Source organism: Mucilaginibacter sabulilitoris, from assembly GCF_034262375.1.
In the GTDB taxonomy this organism is placed as follows: Bacteria; Bacteroidota; Bacteroidia; order Sphingobacteriales; family Sphingobacteriaceae; genus Mucilaginibacter; species Mucilaginibacter sabulilitoris.
Window position 1 is genome coordinate 1,423,585 of sequence record NZ_CP139558.1, and the last position, 21,833, is coordinate 1,445,417.

Consider the following 21,833-nt stretch of genomic DNA (forward strand, 5'->3'; position numbering starts at 1 on the left):
TAGGAAAATTGTTGATGTAGAGACGCAAATAACGTCTCTACAAAATAATCAGGAATCCGTCTTATCGCCCCGCAACAGCCTGAAACGTTTGCGGGCTTCGTTAATCCAGAGGCTACCGGGATAGGTAGTTATAATTTTTTCGTACCATATTTTGGCGATTGCTTTATCGTTAAGGCGGTTCTCATAAATATCGCCCAGCATAAAAACAGCATCATCAGCCCACAGATCGTTAGGGTGGTCGTCGGCTATCTTCTTTAACAGCGGTACAGCGTCGGCGTAGTTTTTCTGTTGTATCAATATGCGCGATTTTGACATCAGTATATCATCGCTCAAACTGTTGTTCGGGAATTTTTTGTCGATACTATCCAGTGTCATAATCGCCTTATCGGGCTGTTCGGCAAATATATGCAAATCAGCCCGGGCATAAATTTTCAGAGCAGCGCCGGTGCTGTCGGCAGCGGTATTATCGTCAATCAGTAGCAATAAATTAAGCGCATCGTTGGCAATAAGCTGCGATGTGGCCGCTTTAAGCACATCAAGCTGACCTTTGGCCCAGGTAAAATCACCGGTGTAATAAGCCAGCTTGGCATTCCTGAATTTGGCATCCTGGTTTATATCGGTATTGGGGAAATCCTTTTCAACCTGGCTGTAAAGCAGGGTAGCCTCCCAGGGCTGGTTATTGATGAGATACACATCGCCAAGATCAAGCTTGCAGGAGGCCAGCAGCTCGGGCCTGATGTTGGGGATTGCCACGGCTTCTTCCAGCAGTTTTTGCGCGTCGTTAAACTTATGCAGTTTAAAGGCTTGTAACTGGGCCAGCTTTTGCATGGCAAAAACCGTACTGCTGTTGCGGCCAAATTCGGTAAGCAAACTAATGTAGTCCTGTTCCAGGCCAAACAGGTCGGCAGGCAGGTATTTATCTGAGGTTATCTTTAAGTTTTTAGTATTGATGAGCTCAATTTTAGCAGGGATATACAGGGGCAAGGTTTTGCCTTTGCTTATAATATATTCATAGCCCCGTATGGCGGTATCATAAGCTTCATTAGCGTTAAGCGTGCGGCACAGTTCAAAAATACTATTACCATCGTCATTTTGCCGGCGACTTAAAGCCAGCGCCTGGTTAAGGGCAAGATCAAACTCCTTTTGCTGCATATATTGCCAGGTAAGCAGTTCGGTATAAATAATTTGCTGCGGATCTTTTTGTAGCCGCCTGAGCAACGCACCTTTCAGCATATTGTAATCGGCATCCCCCTCGAAGATACTGGCGAAAGCATTTTCTGCCTGCGTAATAAAATTAGCGTTTGACGGTAAAAAGTTGAGGTATTCCTCGGTTAGGGCCACCTTATCTCTTTTAAAACGGTAAAGGTTTATCAGTTCGTAAGTGAAGGCCTCGTTATTGTTCATTATTTTGCGGCCCTGAAGAAATATCTTTATCGCATAATCAATATTGGAGCTCTGATAAAACTGCCCCGCAAGCATGGCTATTTCATTGCGGTCGGCGGGCATGTTTTTTATCAGGTCGTCATAAATGGCATTTGCCTTGTTAAGGTTGCCCTGCTGGCTGTAAATAGTGCCAAGCAAAATCTGGTATTCATGTGCCTCGGGATGTTTGCGTGCCAGTTTTTTAGCGGCGCTTTCGGCCTCGTCAAATTTTTTAAGGCCCAGGAGGGTATTAATGTAGTAGGAATAATAAGCCTCGTTATTTTGCTTATACAGCTTCTGGTATATTTCAAGGGCTTTTTGTGGCTCACCATTGGTACTGTATTGTTTGGCGAGCAGCAGATCGTTGTCCTGGGCAAAAAGCCCGGTAACCATGCTAAAAACAAGTATAATAACACCAAATACAATCCTCATCTGTTCAAAAATAGGTAAATATTATTAGTATCAAGTAGCGGCGGTTATCAAGTATCAAGATTTTTGGGGCTTATAAAATGACTGCAGCTGTCCTGATACCTGATACTCACTACTTGATACTAATTCGATACTTCGGCTTAAGGGTAAAATTGTAGTGACATTTTGCTATCGTTAAGTTATTTAATTAATTTGACCAGAATAATAAATTGGGGCAATTTTATAATGTTGGGCCGACTACGACATCTACTGCTTTTTGTTTCTATAATAGCTTTGTATTCCTGCAAGGATAAAGTGAGGCAGATACCTATTGTTGATTTTTTTAAGACACCTGAAAAAAGCTCCTACAGAATATCCCCCGACGGTAAATATGTATCGTATTTGAAGCCGTACAAAGACAAGCAAAACCTTTTTATACAATCGCTGGCCGATGGCAAGGAGCACATGGCCACCAACTTCGACGATTACTCGGTAAGGGGCGATTATTTCTGGACATACAATAACCAACTGATTTTTAGTCAGGATTTGATTGATTATGATAGTTTAAAAATGTACGCTATAGATGTGGCTACCAATCAGAAACGGATCATACTGTCGCAGCAAAAGGTAAGGGTTAGCCTGGTGAACCGCAATAAGCTACAGCCTGATGTGATAACCATCAGAATGAATAAGCGCGACCCGGCAAATTTTGACATATACCGCCTTAATACTAAAAATGGTGAGCTGACACCTTACCTTATAAACCCGGGTAATATTACCGAATGGTTTCCCGATGCCGATGGTAAAATACGCCTCGTTAAATCATCAGACGGGGTAAACGAAACCATTTTATACCGCCCCGATGATAATGCTCCGTTTAAGCCTATTATTGAGAATAATTTTAAAAACTCGGTAAAACCAGTTGCGTTTACCGGGGTGAAAAACTATTTCTACGCCCTGTCAAACGTTAACCGCGATAAAACTGCCCTGGTTGAAATTAATGCCGAGGACGGTAAAGAGCAGCGAACAATTTTTGATTGCAGTAAGGCCGATGTGCTGTATGTTGAATATTCAAGAAACAAGCACCGTGTTGAGTTTGCGGGCTGGGAGGAGGCTAAACCGCGTAAACATTTCTTAATACCGGGAATTGAACGTATATATCATAACCTGCAGCAGCGCCAGCAGCTTAAGGGTAACGAAATAAGGGTGATTGACCGTGATAGTGCCGAAAATAAATTTATTTTAAACACCTATACCGACCGCAACCCGGGCTCATATTACCTGTATGAAAACAGCACAGATAAACTGACTAAACTGGGCGATATGAACTCGAGCCTGGTACCCGCAGATTTGTGCTCCATGCAGCCCATAGCCTACAAAGCACGTGATGGTTTGCTGATAAACGGATATTTAACTTTGCCCCTCGGCGAAAAACGGACTAACCTGCCGGTCGTGGTTATGCCTCATAACGGCCCTTGGAGCCGAGATTCATGGGGTTATGATGAGCAGGTGCAGTTTTTGGCCAATCGCGGATATGCTGTTTTTCAGGTTAATTACCGTGGTTCAACAGGTTATGGTAAAGCGTTCAGGAGCGCTGGCTTTAAGCAGGTAGGCGGTAAAATACAGGATGATATAACCGATGGCGTACACTGGCTTATTAATCAGAAAATTGCTAATCCTAAAAAGATCGCCATATTTGGCGGCGGTTTTGGCGGCTTTTCGGCATTGTATGGTGTGTCGTTCCATCCGGAGCTTTATAACTGCGCCGTTGTGCAATACGGGCTCATTAACTTTTTTACGTATATTAAGGATGCGCCGCCGTTTTTTAAGCCGTATTTAAAAATGACGTACGAAATGGTTGGCAACCCCGAAACTGATGCCGACCAGCTGCGGGCTATTTCGCCTGTGTTTCATACTGATAAGATAAAAGTTCCGTTAATTATTTTTCAGGGCGCAAAAGATCAGCGTGCAAACATCAGCGAACTGAACCAATTTGTACGCGAGTTGCGTAAACGTAATGTAGATGTGAAATATTTTTTGAAGCCCAATGAACGGGCCTTTTTCAGAAGTGAGCATACCCGCATGGAAATGTATGCCGAAATAGAAAAATTCCTGGATAACAATATGCGGGTTAAACCTTAAACCCCTATGCCCGTATATAAAAATGTTTACCGTAAAAATTTTTCACTGATCATCATATTCTTGGTGCTCATATCGGTAACTTTTGTGGTAGCGCTTTTTGTATCCTATAACTTAACCGCCAAGTATGTGGAGAACGAGTTTTCCTCAAAAAAGATAGAGGTGCTTGAACAAACCATAAAGCCTTACAATGATTTTTTTCAAAATAAGATACCCGAAATTACTTCATATCAAGGCTTTTTAGATTCGGCTTCGGCGGCCAAGTATGCTACCTCGGTTTTTCATGATTATGCCTTTGTGAAAAAAATTGTTTTTTATGATGTATTGATCGGCAATAAGAGTAACATATCTGTGCAGCGGAATAATCTCGATATTTCAATCAGGGCAACATATCAATACTGGTATCAAAACAATAAAACATACGGAGCTAAACAAAGCCTGCCTGCAGACGAGTCGGATTTTAAGGAGATGGCTGTAAAACTCAGCGACTTTATAGCTTTTTCTGATACAACGCGTGTATCTACTCAGGATGAATTATTCAAAACTTTTTGGGATGTAAAGCCCGACAAAATAACTTATACCAATATTTTAAGGCGCGAAGACATTAAAATATACCGTGAGCTGCAGCAACAGGATAATATTACATCGGCATCGTATAAGCAAAACATGATGACCTTTCATCTTGATCCATATTTGCTGAAGGTCAAAAATACACGCCATGAATTATATCAGAGTGTATCCATACAACCGGTTGTTTATGACCCGATTGATAGCGAGGGTGGTAAGCTGATCACCGAGGTATCATTCCCGGGTGCTTTTTCTGATTATAAATTGTTTTTCAGTTCGGGACAAGGTTATCTTACACAGGAAATTAATCGCCGCTTTATGCCTATTGGCGCCGCGGTATTATTGATCTCACTGTTTTTAGTGCTAATAGGATGGCTTATTTACCGCAACTTAAATGTTAATATTAAGCTGTTTAAATTACAGTATGATTTTATAAACAACTTTACCCATGAGTTTAAAACTCCGGTAAGTGTGATAAAAATTGCCGGCTCCAATTTGCGCGGCGACGGTGAGCTTACCGAAAGGCAGCGCAAGCACTATGGAAAAATTTTGGATGAAGAGGCTGATAAGTTGAATGAGCTCATGAATAAGCTGTTGTCATTTACCCAGCTTGAAAATAAATCTATCACCCTTAATAAAGAAGAAATTGTTATTGAGGCCTTTGTAAGCCGGTATATTGATACCTTTAAAATAAAATACCCTGATTTTAAATTATATTATAAGGTTAGCGGAGCTCATACGTTTTATACAGATCCGGTACTTTTAGGCAGTGTGTTTCAAAACCTTATAGAAAATGCTTACAAATACTCGCACCCACAAAAAAGGGAGCTCAGGATAAACATAGTACATGAAAAGCGGAATATTGTATTTTCATTTATTGACAGGGGGATCGGTATTCCGAGAGAAGAATTGAATAATATATTTAAAAAGTTTTACCGGATAGAGAACCAATACAATCAAAATGGCAGCGTGGGCTTGGGTTTGGCATTTTGTAAAGAACTGGTTAATTTTATGGATGGAGAGATAACTGTTCAAAGTAAAGTTAATGAAGGTTCGGAATTTAGGGTTACGCTTCCATACGAAAATTAAAATATGAACAAAGAAATTAAAATTGCGCTGGTTGAAGATGATGAAAACCTGCGGTTCCTGGTTGCTGAGCGTTTGCAATCAGAAGGATACAAAGTATTGGAAGCCGATAACGGCGACGATGCCGAAAATATAATATTGGAAGAACAGCCCGATATTGTTTTGCTCGACTGGATGCTGCCCGGTAAACCCGGTTCGCAGGTGTGCAACAACATCAGGGAAAAAGGTTATGATAAATTGATTATCATGATGACCGCCAAGGCGCAGGATGTTGACAAGATAGAGGCCTATAACTTTGGCGTGTCTGACTATATTACCAAGCCGTTTAATATGGATGTTTTGGTGGCCATGATTGACAATAAGATCAAATTTTCGCTAAACAGCGAAAAAACGGAATCATACAAGTTTGCCAACATGGAGCATTTGCCCAACACGCACCTGCTCATCAGGGACGGCCGCAAGATTGAGCTTACTATACTGGAAAACCGCATACTGCTCTACTTCCTGAAAAACAAAAACAAGGTTATTAACCGCGAAGAACTGATGATGGAGGTTTGGGGCTATAATGCCGATGTAAACACCCGTACCCTTGATATGCATATTGTACGCCTCCGCAAAAAAATTGAAACCAACGCCGATTCGCCGCAGTACCTGCAAACCGTAAGGGGAATAGGGTATAAGTTTGTTTATAATCAATAAGAACCAATATGTCATTGCGAGGAACGAAGCAATCTCATAGGACAGGTAGCCTGCTTAGCAAGAGTGATTTGCATAACGAGATTGCCACGCTACGCTCGCAATGGCAAATACTGTTTTTGATAATAACCAACCAATATGTCATTGCGAGGAACGAAGCAATCTCATAGGATGGGTAGCAACTTAGTAGGAGTGACTTGCATGATGGGATTGCCAGGCTGCGCTCGCAATGACAATTTAATGATTAATTCTACTTCCCCCTATATACCTTCGCCATTATAAATTCATTAAAAAAAGTTTTTTCAGCAATAGCATTGTAACCGTTCTGAGTGAAGTGGGTTTCTATTGCCGGTAATTTGCTGGCCTCTATGTCGCATATTACTTTAAAGAATAGGAACATGCTTTTGAGCAAAAATCCCTGCCACCATTTGCCCGTGAGCTGGAAATCGGCATTAAGCCACAAACCGCCCGGTATAAGCAGGCTATGGATATGGTTAAATACGGTTGTTAAAGTTTGTTCGGTAAAGTTATCAAACAGGAAAGGGGTTATCACCACATCAAAATTGGGCGTAAGGCTTACGTTTTCAATAGCATCATTAATATAAACTACTTCATTTTGGCCGGTATTCCTTTTTTGCGAGAGGGCCATCATGCCGGCAGCTATTTCAACATAGGTAATGTGCAGGCCTGTTGGATGAAGTTTTGTAATTTCATCCAGGATCCAGCCGGTGCCTCCACCTGCTATTAATACGTTACTTCCCGGTTCAATAAAATCAAGCAGATATAGCTGTGCATTTACAAGGGCCTTACTATAAACCAGGCGCGAAAGCCTGTCATAAAACCAGGCCGAGTTATTGTAGTTAGCAGCCATAGCTTATTAATGACCAATCAAAAAACGAAATGCCATGAGTATTACACATTGTAAAATGAGCACTCCATCCATATAAAAGAAGTAATAATATTCATCTTTTTTCCATGCCGATTTAAATATGAGCCATCCGGTTAAAAAAACGGTAAACGAAAGCGCCCAGAAGTCGGTGTTAAAGCCATTATGCCTGAAAAGAAATAATAACGCTATATAACCGGCAAGCAGCACCTGACAAAACAAGTAGGCATTTTTTTCGCCCCAGGCTACAGGTATAGTTTTTAAACCTTGTGTGCGGTCGTCAAATAAATCGCGGATATCAAAAGGGATGGTAAGCGCCCCAATAAACAAAAAGCGTTTGGCTATCAGTATAGTGGTATCGCGCATAGATATATCATCAGTATGGCGGTGCAGTACTTCCAGTACCGGAAATAGTACGCAGCTCATTGTCCACACCAGGGTAATGAGGAATGGTTTTAGCCCCGGGATATTGCGCAGTCCAAATTTATGGTCGCCGACGGTAAACAAGGGAAGGCTATAACTGAATGATAAACCACCCAAAAAAATGAGCAATATTTTTGATTCGGTAGTAATTAAAAAGAACAAGGGTATCAGCGAAAGCAGCGAAACAATGGTAAAGGTCACCATAAGCCGGTAATGGCCAAAAAACCAGCGGACCCGTTTATGGGGCGATGATTCAGGTTGTTTGGGCCGGGTTATCAGTATACAGAAATTATATATGCCAAGGGTTGATGTAAACAACAGGCCCAAAACAACAAACATAGGTTTTACACCTATTAATTGAAAAGTTAGCAATGCCTGCGCAACAGCACAAAGCGACATGAAAATATTACTGAACAGCAGAAAGTCAAAAACAGATTGAAATATTTTTTTCATTTAGTAATGAATATCCGCCTGCATTAACCTTTATGATATATTTTTAGAAGGATCGTGGCCGGCTTTTAATGTAAATATCGTAATCTCCGGTAATATTCCAACCCTGCCGGTTAAACCAACAAAGCCAAAGCCCACATTTACGTACAATTGCTGGTGTGCTTCCTGGTATATGCCTGCCCATTCTTTATAAACATATTCAATAGGGCTCCATTGAAAATCGTTGGTACGTACGCCAAATTGCATACCGTGGGTATGGCCCGAGAATATGGCATCTATCTGCGGATATTTGGGTAATACCTCGGCACGCCAATGCGAAGGATCGTGTGATAAAAGTAATTTAACAGGCAAATCATCGGTGTTTTTGGTAGCCAGATCCATACGGCCATATTTAGGGAACATGCTTAGCTCACCCCAGTTTTCAACGCCTAAAATCCCTATTTCTTCACCGTCAACCTTTAAGCGGCGGTGCGTGTTAAGCAGCAGGTCCCAGCCCATATTTTTATGTGTGGCTATCAAATCGGCATGGTTTTTTTGTTTATCAGCCAAAGAGGGCCAATCACCATAATCGCCATAATCATGGTTACCCAGCGAACTGTAAACTCCCAGAGGAGCTTTTATTTTAGCAAAAATATCCTGGTAATGGGTCATTTCCGATGCCTGGCCATTAACCAGATCGCCGGTAAAAAATATCAAATCGGGCTTTTCATTCAGTAACATGTTAACACCGCCGCGCACCGCTTTATAATTAAAAAAACTACCCGAATGGATATCGGATATCTGGCCAAGCTTTATACCGTCAAACGCTTTTGGCAGGTTGGGCAAGTACATGGTTTGGTATCTGATATGATAATCATACAAACCTTTGGGCATGCTTATCTTGATGCCAGCCAGCGGTATAGCGCCTGCAAGCAATCCGGCCTTCATTAAAAATTCTGAGCGGGGTATGGCGTGTTCATGCGGTGGGATAGGGGTGCCCTCAGTTTTTCTTTTTAACCGGTTACGCCTCACAATAAGCATCCGCCTCAGATCGTCTATCAGCAGAAAGGGTAAAAATGATATTTTGCCTAAAAAGATGAGGAAAAAGGCCAGCATAAATGCCGCGCGCATACCAACGCCCAGGTTAATATAAACGGCGAGTAGTAAACCTGTTATCAGCAAACCGGAAACAAGCCAGTAAAAAAAAGTAAAGTCGCCCGAGTGGGGCAACTTCCATTTTTTAAATGCGCCGCGTATGCCGTGCAGTACATACAGGTCAATGAGCAGCAGTACCGTAACTATAAGGATAATGTTGAGCGTATGTTCCCTCATTTTATTTTCAGTATCGGGCAGTTAAAATCAAGTATCGCGAAAGTCGCATTTTTATAATGCACTTTAAAATCCTGATACCAGCTACTTGATACTATTTTTTAGTTAATAACGGTCGTCGTCAAGATCGAGATCGTCATCATCATCGGGCTGCAAATTAAACAAACTGTTAAACATATCCGAAAAAGCGAAGCCATTATCTAAAAAGCCTTTATTAAGCTGCGAAAATTCTGACAGGCCATGCAGTACAAACTCCATAAGCAGCAGTTGCTGATTTTCGCTGATGCGGGGATGTATCTTTTTAACCAGGTCTTTTAAACCTGTAACCTCATTAAGCGCTTTTTTGTACTCAGTTAGCGGCATATCATCAACCAGTGCCAGGTTGTTACCTTCACCAAACCAGTTGATAATGGCGGCATAAGGGTTAGGAGCTTTGGCTTTTTTAGCTTTCTCTGGATCGGGGAAAAACTCCAGTAGCGAAGTTTTAATGGCTTTGCCTATCAATATATTGGCAACCTTGCCGGGGCCTTCCAGTTCACCTTCATAAACCAGTTCAATTTTACCGGTAATGGCGGGGATTACACCTAAAAAGTCGGTTACGCGCACAAAGGTCTGGGTTTCGTTATTGATGATCATGCGGCGCTCGGCATTGCTGATCAGGTTTTCGAAAGCCGAAATGGTTAAACGTGCCGATACGCCCGATTTTTTATCAACATATTCGGAGTTGCGGGCTTCAAAAGCAATTTGCTCAATAAGGTTTTTTACCAGGCCGTCGGCTTCAATATTGATACGCTGCTCGTCGGTAAGTGAAGCCTCTTGCTGGGTTATTTTTCTTGACACCTCAATAGAGCGTGGGTAATGTGTCAGGATCTGGCTCTCTATACGGTCTTTAAGCGGTGTAACGATGGAACCGCGATTGGTATAATCCTCAGGGTTGGCAGTAAATACAAACTGGATATCCAAAGGTAAACGCAGTTTAAAACCACGTATCTGTATATCCCTTTCCTGCAGTATGTTGAATAACGATACCTGGATACGGGCCTGTAGATCGGGCAGCTCGTTGATAACAAAAATGCCGCGGTGCGCGCGGGGTATCAGCCCGAAATGGATCACCCGCTCATCAGAGTAGGTTAACTTAAGCGTAGCGGCTTTGATGGGGTCAACATCGCCTATTAAATCGGCAACGGTAACATCAGGAGTGGCCAGTTTTTCGGTATAGCGTTCAGAACGGTGTATCCAGCCTATGGGCGTATCGTCGCCCAGTTGGGTTACGGTATGATGGCCGTACCAAGAAATTGGATTATAAGGATCATCAAACAGGTCAGAGCCCTCAATGTAAGGTACATATTCGTCGAGTAAATTGACCAGCAGACGTGCTATACGTGTTTTGGCCTGCCCGCGTAAGCCAAGCAGTAAAATGTTATGCCTTGATAGTATCGCAGTTTGCAGATCGGGTATAACGGTATCTTCAAAACCAATAATACCTTCAAAACCACCTTCGCGTTTTTTTAGCTGGGCAATTAAATTGGCGCGTAATTCATCTTTAATCGACCGGCTTTTATAATCAGTTTTTTTTAACTGGCCGAGCGTTTTTATATCGAGTAATTTATTCATTCTGTATATTTTGATTGCACCGATCACGTTGCTTTTTGTGTAAGCGCTACCCTTTTAGGGGGTTGGGGGGCTTATCTAACTGTTTTTCTTCTGTTCCTAATATAGTCTTCAAAAATATATTCGCCCAAACCATTCAGTGAGCTGTAAAATGCTTTACCGCCGTTGGTTTCTGTAAATTTACGTACAAATTGTTGCAGGTAGGGGTCCTTTGCAATCATAAAAGTGGTGATGGGTATTTTTAGGCGTTTACACTGGGCCGCCATGTTCAGGGTTTTGTTTACCACCTTTCTATCCAATCCTATACTGTTTTTATAATATTTGGTGCCTTCCTTTAAACAGGTAGGCTTACCATCAGTAATCATGAATATTTGTTTATTGTGTGTTTTACGGCGGCGCAATAAATCTGTTGCCAGTTCCAGGCCTGCATAGGTGTTGGTATGGTAGGGGCCAACCTGTAAATAGGGTAGATCCTGCAAGGTTATGGGCCATGCATCGTTGCCAAAAACAACAATGTCCAAAGTATCTTTCGGGTATTTGGTGCGGATAAGCTCGGCCAGGGCCATGGCCACTTTTTTAGCCGGGGTTATCCTGTCTTCGCCGTATAATATCATGGAGTGCGATATATCGATCATGAGCACTGTTGAGGTAAGGGTTTTATAATCCATTTCCTCCACTTCCAGATCACGTTCGGTCATCATAAAATCGCCTATGCCATGATTCACTTGTGCGTTGTGGATAGATTGGGTCATATCAATCTGATCCAGACTGTCGCCAAATTCAAACTCGCGACGTTCGGCATTTTTTTCGTCGCCCTGTCCCGACTGCGGTGTGCGGTGGTTGCCTTTTCCCGATTTTTTTAGTTTCCCGAAGATCTCTTCCAAAGCCGACTGGCGGATGCTTTGCTCCGTTTTAGCGGTAATATTAAAGCCTCCGTTTTGGTTATCTTCATCCAGATAGCCTTTTTGTTTCAGCTCATCAATAAAATCGCCCATACCATAGTCATCGTTGGTAAGGTTATATTGTTTATCGAGCTCATTAAGCCAGGCCAAAGCTTCGCCTGCATCGCCCGAAGTATAATTGAGCAATTCAAGAAATAATTTTAATAATTCGTCAAATCCCCCTTTAGGGATCTGGTTGGGCTTAAATTTGGAAAATCCAAAACCGCGCATATCATGTCCTTTCTTACATAAAGAAACGGATAATTATTCTTAAAAGTTTCCTGTTAAAGGGGATTAAAGCAAATTGTTAGGTAAGTATGACAAAAGGAGTTATAAGTTGAGCGTAATAAGTCATGAGTTAAAATAGTGAAATACCTTCAGAACAATAAAACTCTTTTAAAGACTAGTAGGTTCTACTCACTACTCACTACTCACTACTCACTACTCACTACTCACTACTCACTACTCACTACTCACTACTAAATATACGCCAGGCTATGCAGCAACTCAGGGGGGTAAACCGGGTTGGCCCCGCGTTGGCTGGCTACAAATGCCCCTACAGAGCATGATTTATCAACGATAGTTTGCATGGGGTGTTTATTGAGTAAGCCGGCCACAAAGGTGGCCAGGAATGCGTCGCCGGCACCTACCGAATCGCCCACTTTTACAGGGCAGCCGGGACTTTCATAAAATTCATGATCGTGCCATACTATGGCTCCGTTTTCACCACGGGTTACACAAATGGTTTGATTATGATATTTGGAACGGAATTCGTTGATCTGGTCGCGCAGCGAGCTGCTGCTGCCGCCTATTAACAAATTAGCTTCCTCTTCGTTCATCTTCACTACATTGGCACTGGCTGCTAAGGTTTCAATGGTCGAGAGCGTGTAATGAGGCGGCCTTAAGTTTACATCAAAAATTTTAAGGGCGTGGGTTTCATCGAGCAGGTTTAATAAGGTTTCACGGGTAGCGGTTTCACGGCAGGCAAGGCTGCCGAATACGATTGCCGGGGCTTGTTTAGCAGCCTGAATGAGCACATCAGTGGTACGGATGCTATCCCAGGATACGGGTTCTGGTATAATATAGGTTGCCTGGTTATTTTCATCAAGCTGCACGGTAACCTCGCAGGTAGGCAGTTCGTCATCACGCTGGATGAGCGGAGAATACAGGCCGCTTTTTTGCAGAAAGGCTATTAGCGTATCGCCGCTGTTATCCATACCTACCGAGCTTGCAAAGGCAACATCAACACCTTGCTGCACCAAATGTCTGGCCACATTCATTGGAGCGCCGCCTGCTTTTTTGCCATCGCCAAAGGCATCCCATAAAACTTCGCCGAAGCTTAATACCCGATTTTTCATAAAAATTGATGTAAAGGTTGGTGTAGAATAATTCAAATATAACAGGATTTTTGACAGGATAAAGGGATTTAACAAGATGCAGGTGGTTAACGGAGATTTTTTAGCTGAGAAAGGGCAATCCTTTTAATCCTGAAAATCCTGTTTATATTTATTGTATGAAAAAACTCTTTCTCTTTTGTCTTGTGATTATTGTTTCAAACAGCTCAAAAGCCCAGGACAGGCAGGCCATATTAAAGGTAATGCATGACCAGGAGCTGGCCTGGAACCGGGGCGATATCAATAGCTTTATGCAGACTTACTGGAAATCAGACTCGTTACTGTTTGTGGGTAAAACCGGACCTGTTTTTGGCTGGCAAACCACGCTCAACAATTACAAAAAGCGTTATCCTGATAAGGCAGCCATGGGGCAACTTAAGTTTACCATATTACAGGTAAAAGTGCTTGACGCAACCAACGCGTTTTTATATGGTGGCTGGCAACTGAAACGAGCCAAAGATGCGCCGGGCGGATATTATACACTTTGGTTTAGAAAAATTAAAGGCGAATGGAAGATTGTTTGTGATCATACTTCTTAGCTTTGCAAAAGTTTAAATAGCTGTTTGGGTTATGAAAAGAGGTTTGATCACGGGCAAGTTTATGCCTGTTCATAAAGGACATATAGCCTTAATTGATTTTGCGCTTGACCATTGCGATGAGCTGATTGTACTGGTTAGCGCCAGTTATGACGAACCCATTCCCGGTAGTCAAAGACTGGAATGGATCACGGAATTGTATAAAGATAACCACAAAGTGAAGCCATGGTTACTAAATTACGATGAAGTGGTTGTGCCTGGCGTCTCCGAATCATCTGATAACCTTACCCGAATTTGGGCTAATTATTTGCAGCAGCAATTACCACCCATAGATGTCATTTTTGCATCAGAAGCCTACGGCGCCTATATGAGCCGGTTTTTAAATTGCGAAAGCATGATTTACAGCGAACCCTGTAAAATAGTACCAGTTGCAGCCACCCAAATCATGAAAGACCCTGCTGGTTATTGGGATTATTTACCCGGCATAGTTCAGGAATATTTCAGTAAAGAAAAATAGCACTTTATAGCCTGATAACCAGTATCAGCGCGATCATAAAAAAGCGATGGATTTTATCCATCGCTTTTTTTATAAATATCATTCCAATTCCAAACCCTGCAAATTTAATGAGGCTTTCCTGCGGCAAGTTCGCGGTTGGCCCATTTGATAGCCAGCTCCTCGCGGAATTTGGCATATTTTTCTTTAAAGGCCATTTTTAGTACACTGTCTACCCCGCCTTTAATGGCAAGGTTATACAAACTTGCTGCTTTACGGGTAATGGAAGCATCCCAGGCACGAAGGCTCAACGAGTACGAACCTTCCAGGTACTTCATCCAGTGCCAGTAACCTGTAGGCATAAATAAGGTATCACCATGCTCCAAAAATGCTTCAATACCTTCAACACCATCAAGTGCGGGGAATTTTTTAACATCGGGATTGGCTACATCGTAATCTTCCAGGGCATAGGTGGCATTTGGTATGCAGTACAAACGACGTTTCCATTTATTTTCGAACAGGATCACATGTTTGCGACCAACAAAATGAGTATGGAAAATATGTGGAAGGTCGATATCGTAATGTAAAAAGGTAACCGAATTGGAGCCGCCGAAAAACATAGCCGGCATGCTTTCTAAAAAGCCACCCATGAGGTCTTTAGGTAATACAACATCATCTAAAAGCTGAGGCGCCTGCTTAAAAATATTAAAGAAAAAGATTCTTAGTTCGGTAGGTTTGCTGCGGATAAGATCAATATACTCATCAAAAGGCATCTCCGTTGCCGACGAGTTGATGGGTTTTGACGGGTCGGCTTTTGAATTATCATATAAAGGCACCACCTTATTGCCAACTACCTGTTTTAAATATTCAGGTGTCCATTTTTCGCGCGCGGGCCAGCTTTTAGTAAGTCCTTTTATAACAAGTGGTCGACGTGGATCTAAATAATTCTTCTTGAAATCTTCAGGAGAAATATTTTCAACAGTATCAATAGGGCGGAGAATAAAACTCATATTATGTTAACTTTTCGGGCTGTTTTATTAAAACAATATCAACTTGTTTTACCGAAAAGTAAACAAAATAACGAAATAAAAAATCAAAAGGTATAGCATTGATGTCAAAAAAGTTAGGGCAGCGTTAACATAATGCTATCAAAACCTACCAATACCCGGTCGATTTGGTTGTACTACACTTTGCCTTTCATCTCACTTTATTGTGGTCTGGGAACTCTAAAAAAAGAAGCCCGGTATTGCGGGCTTCTTTTTGAATTATAAGTTTTAGTATTGGGGTTTGAGTTCGCCTGCACGTTCCTTAAACTCAAAACTCATCACCCAATACTTTTAAAACTTAATTAGGCATCAATACGGTGTTTATAACGTGTATTACATCGTTGCTTTGATTAACATCGGCAATGGTGATCCATGATTTGCCCCCTTTTTCATCAACCAGGTATAGTTTTTTGCCTTGTTGCATAACAGTTAGTGTGCCGCCGCTAACAGTACTTAATTCGGCTTTTCCTTTACCTTCTTTTACTTTGTCCATCAGGTCGGCAGCGCTTAATTTACCGGCTACCACGTGATAGGTTAAAATTTTGGTGAGCGTTACCTTATTAGCTGGTTTTGCCAGGTTATCAACAGTGCCTGCTGGTAATTTATTAAAAGCTTCGTTAGTTGGCGCAAATACAGTAAACGGTCCTGAAGATGATAGTGTTGGTACCAGGCCTGCAGCCTTAACCGCCGCTACCAGCGTAGTATGATCTTTGGAATTTACAGCATTTTGAATAATATTTTTTGTTGGGTACATGGCCGCGCCGCCTACCATTTTAGTTTGGGCGTATAATTTAGGTGCTATTGCAAAAGCAGCTATTGTTAAAGCCGCTATGATTAATTTTTTCATTTTGTGATGAGTTTATAAATTGTTTTAAAATGACACCAAAAGTGCCTGTTTGTTTGGTTTTTAAATGTAACAAAGCTATCACGAGCTCTTGATAGTTTTATTAAATTTATTGTTGTTATTTGATTGAAGATACGACACGCGTTATACTCCGGTTTTGTAAACGGAGTTATTTCTTACAACCTGCAGATTTGGAATTTAAAAAAACAGGCCTGCCGCTATATTATCGGCATATAATTTACCTGTGTGGGTCAGGTATAAAACGTCATCTTTTTTTGTTATCCAGCCATTGTCAAAGTAACGCCGGGCCGCAATGAGCAGCTCATCTGCAGATGCCTGGGCAATTGAATTGAGACGATTCAGGTCAAGCCCCCACATGGTGCGTATGGAGGTCATGATATATTCGTTCAGGCGGTTTTCCTGGGTAAGGGTTTCTGTTTCTGCGGGTAGTTTACCGGTTTCAATGCCCTGTATGTATTTAGCATTATTGGCTACGTTCCATTGCCGGGCCTCGCCGTTATACGAATGTGCCGATGGTCCGATACCTAAATATTTTACGCCTTGCCAGTAGTTGGAGTTGTGCCTGGAATAATGTCCTGGCTTGCAAAAGTTTGATATTTCGTAATGTTCAAAATCATGATCGGCCATGGCTTGCATCAGTACTGTAAACTGCGCTGCGCTTTGCTGATCGTTCATTGGCGGCTGTTTGTTTTTATTGATCAGTACTGCCAGTGCGGTTTGCGGTTCAACCGTCATGGAATAGGCAGATACATGGGGGATGTCCAGTTCAAACAGTTTATCCAGGTTTTGTTTCCACTTGGTGTCGGTGAGCAGGGGATAACCATAAATCAGATCGGCGGTGATGTTTTCAAAACCTGCATCCTGCGCCCGTTTTACCGATGCTTCAGCATGGCGGCTGCGGTGCGCGCGGTTCATCCAAAGCAGGTCGTCATCAAAAAAAGATTGTATACCAATGCTGAAACGGTTCACATCGGTTTGCCGCAGCGATTTTATTTTGGCATCATCCAGGTCATCGGGATTGGCCTCCAGGGTAATTTCGGCAGTCGACGATACCGTATGGAGCTCTGTAATGGTATTAAGGAGACGATTTATTTCATCGGCCTCCAACAACGATGGTGTGCCGCCGCCAAAATAAATAGTTTCAATGGTTTCGTTATTCAGATAATTTTTTTGCAGTCGTATCTCTTTCACCAGCGCCTGCAGCAATTCGTCCTTATATTTTAACGAGGTGCTGAAATGGAAATCACAATAATGACATGCCTGTTTGCAAAAAGGGATATGTATGTAGATGCCTGCCATGCGGCAAAGGTAGATATAAGCTTAGCTTATTTTAAAAAACTTCATTTTTAAGGTATATTTATATACCAATTATATAGTACCCCTTTAAATGAAACCTAAAACAATTGTGTTGTATGCATTCAGTATGCTGATTACAACGCTGGTCCACGCTCAGCAACCCGGCCGCGCCATCCAGATCAATATTGATACGCTTTTAAATGCCCGGCCTGTAACCACTTTAACCGGCGGTAAACTGGTAACCTGGACAAAAGGCATTGATGGCGATGGGCAGGGCGATGGCTACCTCACCATGAAAGCTGCTTTGTTTAATGGCGACAAAGATCCGCATGCGCTGCCAAATAACTCGTTCATAGACGCTACGCCTGCCCACCCGGCTATTAAACTACATTATTCAAACAGCGATGGGATAAAAAATCAGGCGCGTTACGTTTCTGGTGTTGGTAGCTTTGGCTTTTATGTGCCGCCAAAAAGATATATGGGTATGTATTTAAGCCTTACCAGTGCCGAGGGCGGATCACAACTGCATTTTGAATTAACGTATAAAGATGGCGTGGAGAAAAAGGATTTCTGGCTGCCCGATTACTATAATGATATTGTTGCAAAGGATAGCTGCCTGAGTTATGTGGTGCATGACCTGGGTAAATGGGACAATAAAAATACAATGGTTGAAAGTAATCATCATAATATTGACGCCCTGAACATATATCCCGATCCAAAACGGATTCTGTTGCACATAAAGGTTGCAAAAGATACCGGCGGCTATCTTGTTTTTTGGGCGGCAACCGGTGTGCCGGTTAAATAGAGGGTTTATTCAAAGAAGGGCTGGTAAATTGTGAAGCGTATATAAAACAACCAATTATTACAATAAATTTGCAGCAAATTTAACGGGGTTTAATTTTGCTAAAAATGCGTTCGCTTGTCTGGTGCTTTCTGTTGGTTTTATTCGGTTGTTCTGCAGCGTTTGCGCAGCAGGACACTACAGCAGCAGATAGCACTAAAGCGGTAACAACCAGAACAATAAAAAGCGGCGGCGGTTCCCTGCTCGATTCGGTGGCACATGCTATGCAGGCACGTAAACTGTTTGTTGCCGACTCGCTGGCCATGCGTTACATCCACGCCCCCGACTCAACAACCAATACCGAATTTGCCGATAGTTTGCTGGCACATAGCCTCTATAAAGGATATGGGTTTTTGGATATGCACCTCAAATCAAAAAGTTTGGTTAAAGATGGCCATACCCGCCCCCTGCGTGATCCCTGGATAATTGTGATCATTATATGTTTATTGCTATACACCGCTATACTAAACATAGCGCTAAATAAGGATGTGGGCTATGTATTGCAATCATTTTACAGTAAGCGCATATTGTCGCAGGCTGGCAAAGAGGAAGGCTTTGTGAGCTCATGGGCATTTTTGGGTTTGTTTTTATTGTTTTGTTTAACTTTCGGCCTTTTTTTATATCAGCTTGCTGCCTATAAAGGTGTTTACTATATAATTGGCGGCAGCCGTCTTTTTTTATCACTTACAGTAGCGATTATAGTCCTATTTGCATTAAAGTTTCTGGTGCTCAAGTTTTTAGGATTTGTATTTAATATAAACCGTTTGGTAAGCGAATACCTGAACATATTGCATCTTACTTATTTTAATATAGCGTTTATATTTCTGCCGGTGGTAATTTGTTTCAGTTTGCTGGGCAGTCTATATATACCCGCTTTACTTACAGTAACGCTCATAATAGTCATTATTATATTTGTATGGCAATACCTGAGGAGCAGCGTAAATATAATTTCTACCTTTCGATTTCATAAGTTTTATTTATTTACGTATCTTTGTGCCCTCGAAATTTGCCCTATTTTGATTTTAATAAAGGCATTGAATATTAGAATTTAGGTAGTTAAACGAATTGATTTGGAAGATAGAAAGAAAAAGGTTAAAAGTATATTAGTTACTTTATCTAAGCCCGAAAACGATAAGAATCCGTATGCAGAACTGGCTAAAAAGCTAAACCTGAAAATTGATTTCAGATCATTCATTCATGTTGAAGGAGTTCCGGCAAAAGATTTCAGGAAAGAAAAAATAAACCTGAGCGATTTTACAGCTGTTATCTTTACCAGCCGTAATTCAGCCGATCATTTTTTCCGCATTTGTGAAGAAATGCGTTTTGAAGTACCTGTGGAAATGAAATATTTCTGCCTTTCAGAAACTATTGCGCTTTATCTGCAAAAGTATATTCAATATCGTAAACGTAAAATATTTTTTGGCAAACAAACCGCGGCCGATCTGGCTGAGGTGCTGAAAAAGCATTCGGCCGAAAAATTCCTTTATCCATGTTCTGACGTTGCAGCTGAGGAAACACAGCGCTTCCTGCTTGAGAATGGTTATAACTTTACACCCGCCGTATTGTTCCGCACTGTGTGCAGCGATCTTTCTGATCTGGCCGATGTGTTTTATGACGTAATTGCCTTTTTTAGCCCGTCAAGTATACAATCATTATATAAAAACTTTCCCGATTTTAAGCAGAATAATACCCGTATAGCCGCTTTTGGTGCCACAACCCATAAGGCCGTGCTCGAAGCAGGGTTAATTCTGGATGTCCCGGCACCAACCCCCGCCGCGCCGTCCATGACAATGGCCATTGAGCAGTATGTTAAGCTGGTTAACAAATAATTATTTAGAAATTTATTGATCCCTGCTGCAACTTTTTTTTAAATAATAGCGTACTAATGGCATCTAATTTACTTAGTTGAAATTAGTTTGATTGCTGATTATTATACAATATTTTGTCGTTAATTTAACGAAGAGGACGCTTATTGACTATACTTTAGGTTAAATAATTTGTTTTTTAGCTTTATTAGATCAAAATTTTGATATATTCGGGTCATATAATGTTATAGTCATATAACGGAATCTTGATTTTAAAAATGAAGCAGATATACTTATTAATAGTTGTTTTAGCTGGGGGGATATTGAGCGGTTGCGGAAAAGGTGGCGACAGGGGAGAATTAACCGGGGTGCCGCAACGGTCGTTCAGGTCAGAAGTGCCTTATGGTATGGTGTATATTCCGGGCGGTACTTTTCTGATGGGGCAAACCGATCAGGATGTAACTTTCGCGCAGATAGCGCAAACCAAGCAGGTTACCGTGCCACCATTTTTTATGGATCAGACCGAGATCTCCAATAGCCAGTACAAGCAGTTTGTTTATTGGGTGCGCGACTCCATAGCTATTACCAATTACATTAACGACAACAAGTATTATATACAGCCAAAGGGCGCCGGGGCAAATGATAATGCCTCGGGCAAAAAATTCATCAACTGGGCTTATGTAAAAAAGAATCCTATCTGGAGCACAAAAAAAGGGCAAGCCGGAAATGCCTCAAAATTGCAGGGGATGTATTACCAGGGTGAAGACCGGGTTTTCGACACCAATGAAATTGATATTCGTTTATTAAAATACAATTACTCTTTAATGGTACTGCGCGATGCGGCCAATTATAAGAATGATAAAACCAAAAGGCGTTCTGACTTTATTTTGCACGATACGGTAACCGTTTATCCCGATACGCTGGTTTGGCTGAGCGATTTTTCGTACGCTGCCAATGAACCAATGGTTGAAGGGTATTTTTCACATCCGGCTTTCCGCAACTATCCGGTGGTAGGCGTAACATGGAGACAGGCAAGGGCCTTTACCGTATGGCGCACCCGTTATAACGAAGCCTATAAAGCTTCGCGCCGTTTACCGCGCCGCCTGCCATATGAACTGCCTACCGAGGCACAGTTTGAATATGCAGCCCGAGGTGGCAGGGTAGGTACCGATTACCCATGGGGCGGCCCCTATATTAAAAACGCTAAAGGCTGCTTGCTGGCCAACTTTAAACCGGGACGTGGTAATTATACCGACGATGGCGGGGCATACACAGTAAATGTACGCTCTTATTTTCCCAACGATTATGGATTGTACAACATGGCCGGTAACGTGGCCGAATGGACATCGTCAACATTTGACGAATCGGCGTCATCATTTGTGCATGACCTGTCGCCAACATTTAATTATGAAGCTAAATCCACTGATCCTGAAGTGCTTAAACGCAAAGTAGTACGTGGCGGGTCATGGAAGGATATAGGGTATTTCCTTCAGAATGCAACCCGCACTTATGAATACCAGGATACCGCTAAGTCATACATTGGTTTCCGCTGTGTAACTCAATACCTGGGCCGGGATATTAAAGACAAACGATAAATTAAATTAATAAAACATACATCTA

Annotated in this window: 19 protein-coding genes; 9 read left to right on the forward strand and 10 right to left on the reverse strand. The window is 41.9% G+C overall.

The annotated features are described in order from the left end of the window. Positions 1–48: 48 nt before the first annotated feature. Entirely contained in the window at positions 49–1,854 is a 1,806-nt protein-coding gene (locus SNE25_RS06265; protein WP_321564240.1) for a tetratricopeptide repeat protein, read from the reverse strand. 291 nt (positions 1,855–2,145) lie between these two features. On the opposite strand from SNE25_RS06265, the gene SNE25_RS06270 reads away from it, so the two are divergent. From SNE25_RS06270 to SNE25_RS06280, 3 genes are read left to right on the forward strand one after another with little or no spacing between them, the layout of a single operon-like run. Continuing rightward, positions 2,146–3,972 (forward strand): alpha/beta hydrolase family protein, encoded by a 1,827-nt coding sequence (locus SNE25_RS06270; protein ID WP_321564241.1) that lies wholly within the window; start codon positions 2,146–2,148, stop codon positions 3,970–3,972. 6 nt (positions 3,973–3,978) lie between these two features. Continuing rightward, positions 3,979–5,625 carry a sensor histidine kinase gene (locus SNE25_RS06275; RefSeq protein ID WP_321564242.1) on the forward strand — a complete coding sequence of 549 codons (1,647 nt, stop codon included), beginning with the start codon at positions 3,979–3,981 and terminating at the stop codon, positions 5,623–5,625. Between the two features lie 3 nt (positions 5,626–5,628). Then, the gene (locus SNE25_RS06280) at positions 5,629–6,321 is read left to right on the forward strand and encodes a response regulator transcription factor (protein WP_321564243.1); all 693 of its coding nucleotides are present in this window, start codon (positions 5,629–5,631) and stop codon (positions 6,319–6,321) included. Between the two features lie 247 nt (positions 6,322–6,568). Here SNE25_RS06280 and SNE25_RS06285 read toward each other — a convergent pair whose 3' ends face one another. The 6 genes from SNE25_RS06285 to SNE25_RS06310 all read right to left on the reverse strand — a co-directional run bounded on the left by SNE25_RS06285 (position 6,569) and on the right by SNE25_RS06310 (position 13,295). Then, positions 6,569–7,189, reverse strand: a complete 621-nt coding sequence (locus SNE25_RS06285; RefSeq protein ID WP_321564244.1) for a class I SAM-dependent methyltransferase — start codon at positions 7,187–7,189, stop codon at positions 6,569–6,571. Positions 7,190–7,195: 6 nt separating this feature from the next. Then, a complete protein-coding gene (locus tag SNE25_RS06290; RefSeq protein WP_321564245.1) occupies positions 7,196–8,080 on the reverse strand; it encodes a UbiA prenyltransferase family protein in 885 nt (294 codons plus the stop codon). A 30-nt stretch (positions 8,081–8,110) separates the two neighbouring features. After that, positions 8,111–9,388 (reverse strand): metallophosphoesterase, encoded by a 1,278-nt coding sequence (locus SNE25_RS06295; RefSeq protein WP_321564246.1) that lies wholly within the window; start codon positions 9,386–9,388, stop codon positions 8,111–8,113. Between the two features lie 102 nt (positions 9,389–9,490). Then, complete coding sequence (locus SNE25_RS06300) at positions 9,491–10,999, reverse strand: sigma 54-interacting transcriptional regulator (protein ID WP_321564247.1); 1,509 nt, start codon at positions 10,997–10,999, stop codon at positions 9,491–9,493. Positions 11,000–11,070: 71 nt separating this feature from the next. After that, entirely contained in the window at positions 11,071–12,168 is a 1,098-nt protein-coding gene (locus SNE25_RS06305) for a vWA domain-containing protein (RefSeq protein WP_321564248.1), read from the reverse strand. Between the two features lie 248 nt (positions 12,169–12,416). Beyond that, entirely contained in the window at positions 12,417–13,295 is an 879-nt protein-coding gene (locus SNE25_RS06310; RefSeq protein WP_321564249.1) for a carbohydrate kinase family protein, read from the reverse strand. A gap of 155 nt (positions 13,296–13,450) precedes the next feature. On the opposite strand from SNE25_RS06310, the gene SNE25_RS06315 reads away from it, so the two are divergent. Beyond that, positions 13,451–13,870 (forward strand): YybH family protein, encoded by a 420-nt coding sequence (locus SNE25_RS06315; RefSeq protein WP_321564250.1) that lies wholly within the window; start codon positions 13,451–13,453, stop codon positions 13,868–13,870. 31 nt (positions 13,871–13,901) lie between these two features. Next, a complete protein-coding gene (locus SNE25_RS06320) occupies positions 13,902–14,384 on the forward strand; it encodes an adenylyltransferase/cytidyltransferase family protein (RefSeq protein ID WP_321564251.1) in 483 nt (160 codons plus the stop codon). Between the two features lie 104 nt (positions 14,385–14,488). On the opposite strand, the gene SNE25_RS06325 is transcribed toward SNE25_RS06320, so the two are convergent. The 3 genes from SNE25_RS06325 to hemW all read right to left on the reverse strand — a co-directional run bounded on the left by SNE25_RS06325 (position 14,489) and on the right by hemW (position 17,570). Then, positions 14,489–15,370 carry a cupin-like domain-containing protein gene (locus SNE25_RS06325; RefSeq protein WP_321564252.1) on the reverse strand — a complete coding sequence of 294 codons (882 nt, stop codon included), beginning with the start codon at positions 15,368–15,370 and terminating at the stop codon, positions 14,489–14,491. A 334-nt stretch (positions 15,371–15,704) separates the two neighbouring features. Continuing rightward, positions 15,705–16,253: a fasciclin domain-containing protein gene (locus SNE25_RS06330; RefSeq protein WP_321564253.1), complete on the reverse strand. Its 549-nt coding sequence runs from the start codon at positions 16,251–16,253 to the stop codon at positions 15,705–15,707. Between the two features lie 195 nt (positions 16,254–16,448). Further along, a complete protein-coding gene (gene hemW, locus SNE25_RS06335; protein ID WP_321564254.1) occupies positions 16,449–17,570 on the reverse strand; it encodes a radical SAM family heme chaperone HemW in 1,122 nt (373 codons plus the stop codon). An 88-nt stretch (positions 17,571–17,658) separates the two neighbouring features. Here hemW and SNE25_RS06340 point away from each other — a divergent pair, with 88 nt between their 5' ends. The 4 genes from SNE25_RS06340 (at position 17,659) to porK (ending at position 21,808) form a co-directional block, all read left to right on the forward strand. Then, complete coding sequence (locus SNE25_RS06340) at positions 17,659–18,372, forward strand: hypothetical protein (protein WP_321564255.1); 714 nt, start codon at positions 17,659–17,661, stop codon at positions 18,370–18,372. A gap of 104 nt (positions 18,373–18,476) precedes the next feature. Next, positions 18,477–19,460 carry a DUF4271 domain-containing protein gene (locus tag SNE25_RS06345; RefSeq protein ID WP_321564256.1) on the forward strand — a complete coding sequence of 328 codons (984 nt, stop codon included), beginning with the start codon at positions 18,477–18,479 and terminating at the stop codon, positions 19,458–19,460. 18 nt (positions 19,461–19,478) lie between these two features. Further along, positions 19,479–20,237, forward strand: a complete 759-nt coding sequence (locus tag SNE25_RS06350; RefSeq protein ID WP_321564257.1) for a uroporphyrinogen-III synthase — start codon at positions 19,479–19,481, stop codon at positions 20,235–20,237. 254 nt (positions 20,238–20,491) lie between these two features. After that, positions 20,492–21,808, forward strand: a complete 1,317-nt coding sequence (gene porK / locus SNE25_RS06355; protein ID WP_321564258.1) for a T9SS ring complex lipoprotein PorK/GldK — start codon at positions 20,492–20,494, stop codon at positions 21,806–21,808. The last annotated feature ends 25 nt before the right edge of the window (positions 21,809–21,833 follow it).

What these genes read in the sequence shown, in the direction of transcription:
- porK (WP_321564258.1), top strand. Translation starts at nt 20,492, where the DNA reads ATGAAGCAGATATACTTATTAATAGTTGTTTTAGCTGGGGGGATATTG.
- SNE25_RS06310 (WP_321564249.1), bottom strand. Translation starts at nt 13,295, where the DNA reads ATGAAAAATCGGGTATTAAGCTTCGGCGAAGTTTTATGGGATGCCTTT.
- SNE25_RS06275 (WP_321564242.1), top strand. Translation starts at nt 3,979, where the DNA reads ATGCCCGTATATAAAAATGTTTACCGTAAAAATTTTTCACTGATCATC.
- SNE25_RS06325 (WP_321564252.1), bottom strand. Translation starts at nt 15,370, where the DNA reads ATGAGTTTTATTCTCCGCCCTATTGATACTGTTGAAAATATTTCTCCT.
- SNE25_RS06345 (WP_321564256.1), top strand. Translation starts at nt 18,477, where the DNA reads ATGCGTTCGCTTGTCTGGTGCTTTCTGTTGGTTTTATTCGGTTGTTCT.
- SNE25_RS06305 (WP_321564248.1), bottom strand. Translation starts at nt 12,168, where the DNA reads ATGCGCGGTTTTGGATTTTCCAAATTTAAGCCCAACCAGATCCCTAAA.
- SNE25_RS06265 (WP_321564240.1), bottom strand. Translation starts at nt 1,854, where the DNA reads ATGAGGATTGTATTTGGTGTTATTATACTTGTTTTTAGCATGGTTACC.
- hemW (WP_321564254.1), bottom strand. Translation starts at nt 17,570, where the DNA reads ATGGCAGGCATCTACATACATATCCCTTTTTGCAAACAGGCATGTCAT.
- SNE25_RS06295 (WP_321564246.1), bottom strand. Translation starts at nt 9,388, where the DNA reads ATGAGGGAACATACGCTCAACATTATCCTTATAGTTACGGTACTGCTG.
- SNE25_RS06340 (WP_321564255.1), top strand. Translation starts at nt 17,659, where the DNA reads ATGAAACCTAAAACAATTGTGTTGTATGCATTCAGTATGCTGATTACA.
- SNE25_RS06285 (WP_321564244.1), bottom strand. Translation starts at nt 7,189, where the DNA reads ATGGCTGCTAACTACAATAACTCGGCCTGGTTTTATGACAGGCTTTCG.
- SNE25_RS06300 (WP_321564247.1), bottom strand. Translation starts at nt 10,999, where the DNA reads ATGAATAAATTACTCGATATAAAAACGCTCGGCCAGTTAAAAAAAACT.
- SNE25_RS06330 (WP_321564253.1), bottom strand. Translation starts at nt 16,253, where the DNA reads ATGAAAAAATTAATCATAGCGGCTTTAACAATAGCTGCTTTTGCAATA.
- SNE25_RS06290 (WP_321564245.1), bottom strand. Translation starts at nt 8,080, where the DNA reads ATGAAAAAAATATTTCAATCTGTTTTTGACTTTCTGCTGTTCAGTAAT.
- SNE25_RS06280 (WP_321564243.1), top strand. Translation starts at nt 5,629, where the DNA reads ATGAACAAAGAAATTAAAATTGCGCTGGTTGAAGATGATGAAAACCTG.
- SNE25_RS06320 (WP_321564251.1), top strand. Translation starts at nt 13,902, where the DNA reads ATGAAAAGAGGTTTGATCACGGGCAAGTTTATGCCTGTTCATAAAGGA.
- SNE25_RS06315 (WP_321564250.1), top strand. Translation starts at nt 13,451, where the DNA reads ATGAAAAAACTCTTTCTCTTTTGTCTTGTGATTATTGTTTCAAACAGC.